Origin of the sequence: Limosilactobacillus panis DSM 6035, from assembly GCF_001435935.1 — a bacterium.
GTDB classification, from domain to species: Bacteria; Bacillota; Bacilli; order Lactobacillales; family Lactobacillaceae; genus Limosilactobacillus; species Limosilactobacillus panis.
In genome coordinates, this window is sequence record NZ_AZGM01000097.1 from 1 (window position 1) to 9702 (window position 9702).

Annotated in this window: 7 protein-coding genes and 2 pseudogenes; 6 read left to right on the forward strand and 3 right to left on the reverse strand. The window is 45.3% G+C overall.

What is annotated here, in order from left to right:
• The 3 genes and pseudogenes from ltrA to FD32_RS06455 all read left to right on the forward strand — a co-directional run.
• Positions 1–1295, forward strand: a pseudogene (ltrA, locus tag FD32_RS06445) (group II intron reverse transcriptase/maturase); the annotation flags it as partial.
• A 194-nt stretch (positions 1296–1489) separates the two neighbouring features.
• Positions 1490–2488 (forward strand): GTP 3',8-cyclase MoaA, encoded by a 999-nt coding sequence (moaA, locus tag FD32_RS06450; RefSeq protein ID WP_047768953.1) that lies wholly within the window; start codon positions 1490–1492, stop codon positions 2486–2488.
• Positions 2489–2492: 4 nt separating this feature from the next.
• On the forward strand, positions 2493–2831 hold the full coding sequence (locus tag FD32_RS06455; protein ID WP_047768951.1) for a metal-sulfur cluster assembly factor: 339 nt from the start codon (positions 2493–2495) through the stop codon (positions 2829–2831).
• Between the two features lie 64 nt (positions 2832–2895).
• On the opposite strand, the gene moaC is transcribed toward FD32_RS06455, so the two are convergent.
• The 3 genes and pseudogenes from moaC to FD32_RS06470 all read right to left on the reverse strand — a co-directional run.
• Positions 2896–3384, reverse strand: coding sequence for a cyclic pyranopterin monophosphate synthase MoaC (moaC, locus tag FD32_RS06460; protein WP_047768949.1), 489 nt, complete (start codon positions 3382–3384; stop codon positions 2896–2898).
• Between the two features lie 17 nt (positions 3385–3401).
• Complete coding sequence (locus FD32_RS06465; protein ID WP_156410644.1) at positions 3402–4421, reverse strand: LacI family DNA-binding transcriptional regulator; 1020 nt, start codon at positions 4419–4421, stop codon at positions 3402–3404.
• Positions 4422–4635: 214 nt separating this feature from the next.
• Positions 4636–5466: pseudogene (locus FD32_RS06470) on the reverse strand (gluconate:H+ symporter); the annotation flags it as partial.
• A gap of 484 nt (positions 5467–5950) precedes the next feature.
• Here FD32_RS06470 and FD32_RS06475 point away from each other — a divergent pair.
• The 3 genes from FD32_RS06475 to coaA all read left to right on the forward strand — a co-directional run bounded on the left by FD32_RS06475 (position 5951) and on the right by coaA (position 9547).
• Positions 5951–7192 carry an FAD-dependent oxidoreductase gene (locus FD32_RS06475; RefSeq protein ID WP_047769520.1) on the forward strand — a complete coding sequence of 414 codons (1242 nt, stop codon included), beginning with the start codon at positions 5951–5953 and terminating at the stop codon, positions 7190–7192.
• Positions 7185–8462: an NAD-dependent dihydropyrimidine dehydrogenase subunit PreA gene (preA, locus tag FD32_RS06480; RefSeq protein WP_047769518.1), complete on the forward strand. Its 1278-nt coding sequence runs from the start codon at positions 7185–7187 to the stop codon at positions 8460–8462. The genes FD32_RS06475 and preA overlap by 8 nt, the downstream gene beginning before the upstream one ends.
• A gap of 161 nt (positions 8463–8623) precedes the next feature.
• Complete coding sequence (gene coaA / locus FD32_RS06485) at positions 8624–9547, forward strand: type I pantothenate kinase (RefSeq protein ID WP_047769516.1); 924 nt, start codon at positions 8624–8626, stop codon at positions 9545–9547.
• The last annotated feature ends 155 nt before the right edge of the window (positions 9548–9702 follow it).

Here is a 9702-nt window from a genome sequence, read left to right on the forward strand (position 1 = left end):
ACCGATTATGGTGAAGGTAAAGGTATGAGTGTCACTATCCAAGACCAAGTCTTGGATCGCAATAACCTTAATCAGGCTTATTTGAGAGTTAAGAGAAACAAAGGAGCAGCGGGCGTTGACGATATGACTGTCAATGACCTTCTGCCCTACCTCAGGGAAAATAAAACGAAGTTAATCACCAACCTACGTGAGGGCAATTATAAGCCAGCACCGGTTAAACGAGTAGAAATTTCCAAGCCCAACGGTGGAGTGAGAAAACTAGGGATACCAACAGTAGTGGACCGCATGGTCCAACAAGCAGTTGCCCAGGCACTCATGCCCATCTTTGAGTGTGTTTTCTCTGACAATAGTTTTGGTTTCCGCCCTCATCGTGGAGTTCAAGACGCAATCGCAAAGGTAGTTAAACTATATAATCAAGGTTATCGACGGGTGGTCGATTTAGACCTTAAGGCCTATTTTGATAATGTCAACCATGATTTGATGATTAAATACCTCCAACAATATATTGATGACCCATGGACGCTAAGACTTGTCCGCAAGTTTTTGACTAGCGGAGTCTTGGACCATGGACTGTTCGCTAGGAGCGACAAAGGAACTCCGCAAGGAGGACCGTTATCACCATTATTAGCGAATGTTTATTTAAATGAGTTGGACAAAGAGTTGACCAGACGTGGTCACCAATTTGTGCGTTACGCGGACGATTGTAACATCTATGTTAAAAGTCAGCGGGCTGGAGAACGAGTAATGCGTAGTATTACTCAGTTTCTTGAAAAGCGATTGAAAGTTAAAGTTAATCCAGATAAAACCAAAGTTGGTAGTCCCTTAAGGTTGAAGTTTCTTGGCTTCTCACTCGGTGTAGACCGTAATGGTGCTTATGCCCGACCAGCCAAGCAATCACAACAACGAGTAAAACAAGCATTGAGGCTTCTAACTAAGCGCAATCGGGGTGTTTCTCTTACTAAGATGTTTGAAGAAATCCACCAAAAGATGCGTGGCTGGCTTCAGTATTACTCAATCGGGAAGTTGACCAATTTTATTCATCGCCTTGACCAATGGTTAAGAGCACGAATAAGGCAATACATCTGGAAACAATGGAAGAAATTCAAAACTAAAGTTGTACATTTACAGAAGTCAGGTTTGTCTTATCATGATGCGTTCGTCTTTGCTAGTACCCGGAGGGGCTACTGGCGAACTGCACACAGTAAGACACTAAATTATTCTCTAACAAATAGAGAACTGGAGCACCTTGGACTAATAAAAATATGTCCAAGACGCTCCAGTCAATTCAAAAGTGATTAAATTGTCGAACCGCCGTATACGGAACCGTACGTACGGTGGTGTGAGAGGTCGGTAATTGAACTAATCAATCACCTCCTACTCGATTTAACGGTGCAAAATAAAATTCAGGGGAAAAGCCAATTTAATTATCTCGTAGGATCATTAATAATTAATATAGGCAGATGTTATTACGATAATGAGGTGGATGTTAATGGAGCAGCTTTATGATCATTTTCAACGAAAAATTGATTATCTTCGGCTTTCGGTAACTGACCGGTGTAACTTACGGTGTGTTTATTGTATGCCCGCGGCCGGATTAGACTTTTTCTCCCAAGATAAGATTATGAGTCAGGACGAGATTGTCCAATTAGTCCAAAATTTTGCCCGATTAGGGGTTACAAAGGTGCGCTTGACTGGTGGCGAGCCATTGCTGCGGAGGGATTTAGCTACGATTATCTACCGAATTCGGCAAATTCCAGAAATAACTGATATTTCAGCTACAACTAACGGTACCGCCCTTAAGTACCAAGCAAAAGACCTTAAAGAAGCAGGATTAGATCGGCTAAATATTTCATTAGACACCTTTGACCCTGAGGTTTATAAGAAAATGACCCGTGGTGGTAATATTAAGCACGTTCTTCAAGGAATTGCGGCAGCTGAGCGGGAAAACTTTAAGATCATCAAGATCAATACAGTCGTCGTCCGGGGAGAAAACGATCAGGAGATAATGGACTTTATCAACTACACGAAGGATCATAAAATTAATGTGCGCTTTATTGAGTATATGCCTATTGGTCAAGAGATTAGTGATTGGCAACAGGAATATGTGCCATTAACGCACATCTTTGATGAATGTCACCGGGCCGGACTTAAATATTCACCGTTAACGTTACCGGGTAATGGGCCTGCAGATAACTACCAGATTGCCGGCTACCAGGGAAGCTTTGGGCTAATTCATCCCATCTCTGAACGGTTCTGCAAGTCGTGTGATCGAATTAGAATTACTGCAGATGGATACGTTAAAGCCTGTTTATATTGGAACGAAGAGCTAAATATTCGTCCAATGATAAATGATTTTACGGCGTTTAAACACGTTGTTCAAACGGCGTTAGACAACAAGCCGCTCAATCATCAGATGGCGATGAAAAATCCCCAGCAGATTATTAGTCCTGCGCCGACCTGGCGGCATATGAGTCAAATTGGTGGTTAATATTATGGCAGCAGATCAAAATACTGGCGCACCATTTTCACCGGTTGAAAACCGGGTCATGACCGCTTTGCAATCTGTAATTGATCCAGAGTTAGGCGTCGATATTGTTAACTTAGGATTGATTTATGATGTTCATGTTAATAAACAATGTTTATGTGTGATTAAGATGACGTTAACTACCATGGGATGTCCGGTTAGCAATATGTTAAGTCAGCAAATAATTGAACAAACCCTTGCGGTCAAAGGGGTCAACAAGTGTAAGATTGATCTCGTTTGGCAGCCACAGTGGAATCCAGATATGATGACCCGCTACGCAAAGATTGCCCTTGGCATTCACTCGTAGTAAATAATGAAAAGAGGACTACCAGTACCCAAAATTGCATCTTGGTGGTCCTCTTTTTTATAGACTAGTTATCTGGTTGGGCAAAAATGAAGTGGCCACTTTTGCCACCGTCTTTTTCGACTAGGTGAACATCATCAATAACCATTCCCCGGTCAATCGCTTTACACATGTCATAAATTGTTAATAAGGTGGTTTGAATAGCTAATAGTGCTTCAATTTCCACGCCGGTGACATGCTTCGTCTTAACTACTGCATCAGCAGTAATCGTATCATGACCATTGTCATGAAAATGAATGTCGACCCCGGTCAAAGGAATCAAGTGGCACATGGGGATTAATTCGGCGGTCCGTTTTGCCGCCATAATTCCGGACACTTGGGCGACGGCCAGGACGTCGCCTTTTTTAATGTGGCCAGCGGTAATTTGCTGGAGGGTAGTCGGGTGCATATGAATCTGACCGGTTGCTCGAGCAAAGCGCGCCGTCACCTTTTTAGCGGTCACGTCAACCATGCGGGCCCGGTCCTGGTCATTAAAGTGGGTAAGCTTATCTGCCATAATTATTGTTACTCCTTTTAGTAATTGATTGAGAAGTTAAATTGAGGGGCGAAAGACGGTTTCAACGGGCAAAAGCGTTGTGCCGCTGGTGGAATGGTGGCCATTGATTTGAGCAAGCACTTAGCCGCATAGTTACCCATCAACTCCATATCCTGCTTCAAAAGGAAGATCCCATCCCCAACATACTGCGACCATTCCCAGTCATCAAAGCTGACCAGACCGAAATCCTGAGGAAAGGTTAAATGGTGTTTTTTAAAAATACTCAAGAGATCAAAGAGAACGGGGCCCATTAATGAGATGACGGCGGTCCGCCCGCTTAGTTGGGCTAATTGGTGGGTAAACGTGCGCGCAAGCCAATCACGACCATGGCCCCGCGTTTCGATATTATGGTAGGAAAGACCGAAGTCATTTGCAGCCGTCTCAAGGCCCGCAATGCGTGGAATTTGGCCAGAAGCTTCTGCAAAGTGAGCACTGATGGCAAGAATATTATGGTAGCCATGGTTAAGCAAGATGCGGCCCAGTTGGTAACAGGCATCTTGATTGGCACTGGTGACTGTGCCGACGCTGGCGGGGAGGTCCCACACTTCCCGGTCAACAATTTCCAGTGGTATCTGGGCTCTTAATAGTCCACTAAATTGGCTAAAGTGCCCTGAGTTTGGTTGAACGATGATTCCGTCAACTTGCTGCTGGTAAAGGCGTTGTAAAGCCCGCTTTTCGGTCTCAAGGGAGTTGTTCGTATTCATTAATAAAATATCGTAGCCGGCTTGCTTAAGTATGTCATCGATCCCCTTGGCGAGGAGGAATGAAAAGGGGTTAGCAATGTCACCAACTAAAACGCCGATTACGTGGCCTTGCCTTTGGCGAAGACGTTGTGCAGAGGCGGTTGGTATAAAATGGAGTTCTTTAATAACGGCTTCGACCCGCTGACGAGTAGCAAGGCGCATTTTTTCATAGTGGCCATTAATAATCCGTGAAACTGTTGTACCGGAAACGCCGGCCACTTTAGTAACGTCGCCAATGGTTACACGCTGGTTCATTTTTCATCATCCTTAAAAGTTACTATTACTAGGATACCATTAGATGGCGGGGAAACTGCAATAGATTTTAATTTCCAATAGTATTTAATGGATATTTGCAAAGGTTTGATACTATAACGCATCATAATAACCTTCAATAAGATAATAGCTTAATCAAAAATGTGTAGCTATTATCTTATTGAAGGTTATTTACAGTGGTTTATATGTAGCCGAATTAAACAAACAATGAGATAGCATAAACCGAACCAAGTCCCGCCAGTGCCAGGACAGAGGTTAAGGTTGACCAGGGAAGGAGGGTTTCTTTAAGAGAAAGACCAAAGTATTCCTTGATCATCCAGAAGCCGGCGTCATTGACGTGGTCACAGAAGACGGAACCAGCACCAACACTTAGTACCATCAGAGCAGCCATGGCGGAGTTAGAGCCGAATTGATGGGCCATTGGGGCCACGAGACCAGCGGCAGTCATGGCAGCCACTGTTGAGGAACCCAGCGATACCCGGAGCAGGGCAGTGATTAGCCAAGCAGCCAGAATTGGTGAGATGTTGGTTTGGGCAAACAGGGTTGAGATGTATTTGGAAATACCACCATCAACTAAGACTTGTTTGAAGGCCCTTCCACCACCAATGATTAGCAGCATCACGGAGATTTGCTTGATGGAAGCCACCATCGTATCAGAAATTTGGTTCATTGTCTTGTTCCGGTGGAGTCCCATTGTAAAGACGGCAAAGATTAACGAAAGTAGCATGGCAAGGTCTGGTGCCCCAACGAACTGGATAAATTCATTAACCGGATTTGATTTAGAAAAAATGAATGAGCAGATCGTCGCAAAGACAATCAGAATAACCGGCATCATGGCCGTTAAGACGGAAATACCAAATTTAGGGGTTTCGTCGAGATTAAATTCCTTATATTCACCAAGAACCGAGATATCGATATTTTTCCGGTATACTTGAGGGTAGACTTTGTGGAGGAACCAGTTAAAGACCGGCCCAGCAATGATGATCGTTGGAATGGCCGCAATAATACCAAGTAAAAGCACGTGCCCGCCATTTTGCGTCTAGTTACCATTGTTCTTTGGTGGATGCCATTTACTCAAGGGCCTTTTCGAGTGACAATTGATTTTAAACGCCGCTACGTTTCCCGGCCCGTTACTTTGGACCTAGTAGTTGACAATGTCGGTCATCGCTAGCGTACTGGCTGTGAAGTCGGCACTAAGCTATCGAAGAACTCCCGATACAGCCGGTGAATATGCCGCAGGGTGTACTGGAGATGGTATGTGGTAACGCAATTAACGTTGTGGTGAGCTTTGCGTTCCTGAATACGTGAATAAAAACGAAATGATAGAAAATATTGCTAAAATACTGGTTCTTATTCCAATATTATATAGTGATTATTACGAAAAATAGAATAAAAAAGAATTAGACAAATTCCATTGTACTTACTAAATGAAACCGCTATTATATAACTATCAAGTGATAATGTTCACTAAGTTCAGATTACGAAGTTGTAACCTAGAGGAGGCAATTTCAATGACTTCAAAATATGAAACAGAGCCTAAAGGCTACACAATGACCACCGTGATGCAAGAAGCAGCACGGTGCTTACTGTGTGAAGACGCACCTTGTTCTAAGGCATGCCCAGCTCACACCAATCCTGCTAAGTTTATTCGGAGTGTTCGTTTCCGCAACGTTAAAGGGGCGGCCGAAACTATTCGGGAAAATAACGCCCTCGGTGCTATTTGTGCCCGGGTTTGCCCAACTGAACGTTACTGTGAAAGTGCATGTACCCGTGCGAAGATTGATGGCCCAATCGACATCGGTGGGATTCAACGCTACGTTACCGACATGGAACGGAAGGAAAACATGCAGATCCTTCACGCCGGCAAGGAAAACGGCATGAACGTTGCCATCATTGGGAGTGGTCCTGCCGGGCTGCAAGCCGCCGCTACCTTACGGCAAAAGGGCTACGGCGTTGACATCTACGAAAAGAACGCCAAGGCCGGTGGTTACCTGACTTACGGAATTCCTGAATACCGCCTGCCAGAAGCCATCGTTGACTACGAAGTTCAACGGATCGTTAACCTCGGGTCCAACATCAAGTACAACGTTGCCGTGGGTAAGGACATCACCATGGACGACCTGAAGGCTAAGTACGATGCCGTTATCGTGGCCATCGGTGCTAGTGCTGCCAAGACGATTCCGATGTTTGAACATAACATCTGCACGGAATCCGCTATTTCCTTCTTGGCCCGTGCCAAGGAAAACAAGGGTAAGCTTGACGACCTGCCAGACAACGTTCTGGTTATCGGTGGTGGTGACGTGGCGATGGACGTTGTCACAACCCTGAAGAAGCTGGGTGTCACCCACGTTACCGACATGGTATACGAAGAATTCTCTGAATTTAAGGCTTCCAAGAAGGAACTTGAAGGGGCCCAAAAAGAAGGCGTTACGATCGTTGATGGCTATGTGCCAACCGATGTACGTCAAAACAAGGTTACCTTTAAGCACCGTAAGATTGATAGTGAAATGACGATTACCGCTGATAAGATCATCTTAGCCATTGGTCAAAAGGTTGATGCCGATGGTTTGAACATTGACATTCAGCATAATGAGATTCCATTCCGAAAAGTACGCTTCCACACTAAGGACCCGAAGGTATTCGCAACTGGTGATATTGTCGATGGTGACAAGACCGTTGTTTACGCCGTTCAAAAGGGTAAGGAAGTTGCCGAAGAAATCGATCGTGTGTTAGGAGGACAAGACAATGATTAAAAAAGACTTGTCAATTGACTCTTTAGGTGTTCATTTTGAGAACCCATTCTGCTTGTCATCTTCACCAGTTGGCAACTGTTATGAAATGTGTAAGAACGCCTACGATGCTGGCTGGGGTGGGATTGTCTACAAGACCTTATCACCAGACCACTTCGTTATTGATGAAGTATCACCAAGATTCTCACAACTGACCAAGGAAGACACACCATTCGTGGCCTTCAAGAACATGGAACAGCTGGCTGAGCACCCAATGGCACAAGACCTGGCTGACATGCGCCGTCTGAAGAAGGAATACCCAGACAAGGTTTTGATTGCCTCTATTATGGGTGAAACCCCGCAAGACTGGACCAACCTGGCTAAGCTGGTTACCGAAGCCGGCGCGGACATGATTGAATTGAACTTCTCATGCCCACAGATGACTTCCCACACGATGGGGTCCGATGTTGGTACGAACCCTGAATTATGTAAGACCAACTGTGAAGCCGTTAAGAAAGGGACTAACCTGCCAGTATTGGCCAAGATGACGCCAAACATCATGACAATGATTCCGGTTGTTAAAGCCTGCCTTGAAGGTGGCGCTGACGGTGTTTCATCCATTAACACCGTAAAGTCCATTACCGATATTGATTTAGACAACAAGGTTGCTTTGCCAAGTATCAATGGTAAATCAGCCGTTTCTGGCTTATCTGGTAAAGCTGTTAAGCCAATCGCCCTCCGGTTCTTGCAACAGATTCGTTCCGCTGCCGGGCTGGAGCAACTGCCTGTTTCCGGTATTGGTGGGATTGAAACCTGGGAAGATGCCGCCGAGTTTATCCTGCTTGGGGCTTCGACCCTGCAAGTTACGACCGCCATTATGCAGTATGGTTACCGAATTATCGATGACCTGACAAACGGGTTAATGCACTACATGGATGAACAGGGCGTTGACCACTTGAAGGATTTGGTTGGGATTGCTAACAAGAACATCCTGCCAACTAACCAACTGGACCGTGACTACAAGGTTTACCCAAAGATTGATTGGGATAAGTGCATCGGTTGTGGTCGTTGCTTCATCTCCTGTCAAGATGGTGCCCACCAAGCAATGGGCTGGGATGACGATAAGCGCCTGCCAACCTTTGATAAGAGCAAGTGTGTCGGTTGTCAACTCTGTGCCCTGGTTTGCCCAGTCGGCGCAATCAAGCTGGGCTTAGTTGAAATGAAGCCGGGCCGGAAGGGTGACCCCGCTAAGGTTGACGCTTCGACCTTCCAACTGCCAAATGCGGAAAATTAAGAATAACTCCCGCTAATATATTCCCCAGCCGGCAACTAGTGTGTTTTTATACTAGTTGCCGGCTTCTTGTCTTATAATTATTGATGAGTAGGTTACCGTTCCTCACTAAGTGTGATAGAATAGTAACCGTTTACATAACGACAATCAAAGGAATATTAATAATGGATGAATGGATGAACTACGAACAATTTGACCGGCAGACATGGCACGCCTTTTTCCCGGCTGATACGGTTCGCTTAAACCAAGAAAATTTGGATGATATTAAGTCGTTAAACGACCGCATCTCAATTGAGGACGTCAAGGATGTTTACTTGCCGCTGATTAAGCTTCTGCAACTCCACTACCAGAACTTTTTGGAATGGCAGATGCAAAAGGCCAATTTCTTGCGCCAACCGGTCCGGCGGGTACCCTATATTATTGGAATTGCCGGCTCGGTGGCAGTTGGCAAAAGTACGATTGCTCGTTTGCTTAGTATCCTTTTAAATAAGCTCCTTCCCGATAAGCGGGTGGAATTGATGACTACGGACGGTTTTCTGTATTCAAATGCAGAGCTGAAGCGACGGGGTATAATGGACCGTAAAGGTTTTCCCGAATCGTATGATATGGAAAAGCTTTTGAAGTTTTTAAACGACGTCAAGGCCGGGGAGCCGGTTGTTAAGGCGCCGACTTACTCGCACCAGGTTTATGATGTTCAGCCAGATAAACCGCTGGTAATTGACCGCCCTGATATCTTGATTGTTGAGGGGATTAACACCTTGCAATTGCCAACCAACCAGCGTCTGTACGTCAGTGACTACTTTGACTGGTCAATCTATGTTGATGCGGATCCAGACCTGATTGAATGTTGGTATCTGCAACGCTTTGACCTCCTGTTAAAGACGGCCTTTACGGACCCGTCTAATTACTACTATCCGTATTCAAAAGGAAACCGGGATGATGCCTTTAAGATGGCCAAAGAAGTTTGGCAAACTGTTGACCTGCCAAACCTCAAAGACTTTATCCTCCCAACAAAGACCCGGGCTAACCTGATCCTCCACAAGACCCACGGTCACGTGGTCGATCGTCTCTACCTGCGGCGTGATTAAATGGGTGGGGGAAACATTAACGCGCGTTTTTGGCGATTACCTTTGTAATATTCAAGTAAAGGGCTGGGGAAATTTACCTTCTCCCCAGCCCTTTACCTGTTTAGTGCGCCCGGCATGGGTATTAGCTAGGTGGTGAAAGTCCACTATGGGCCGTA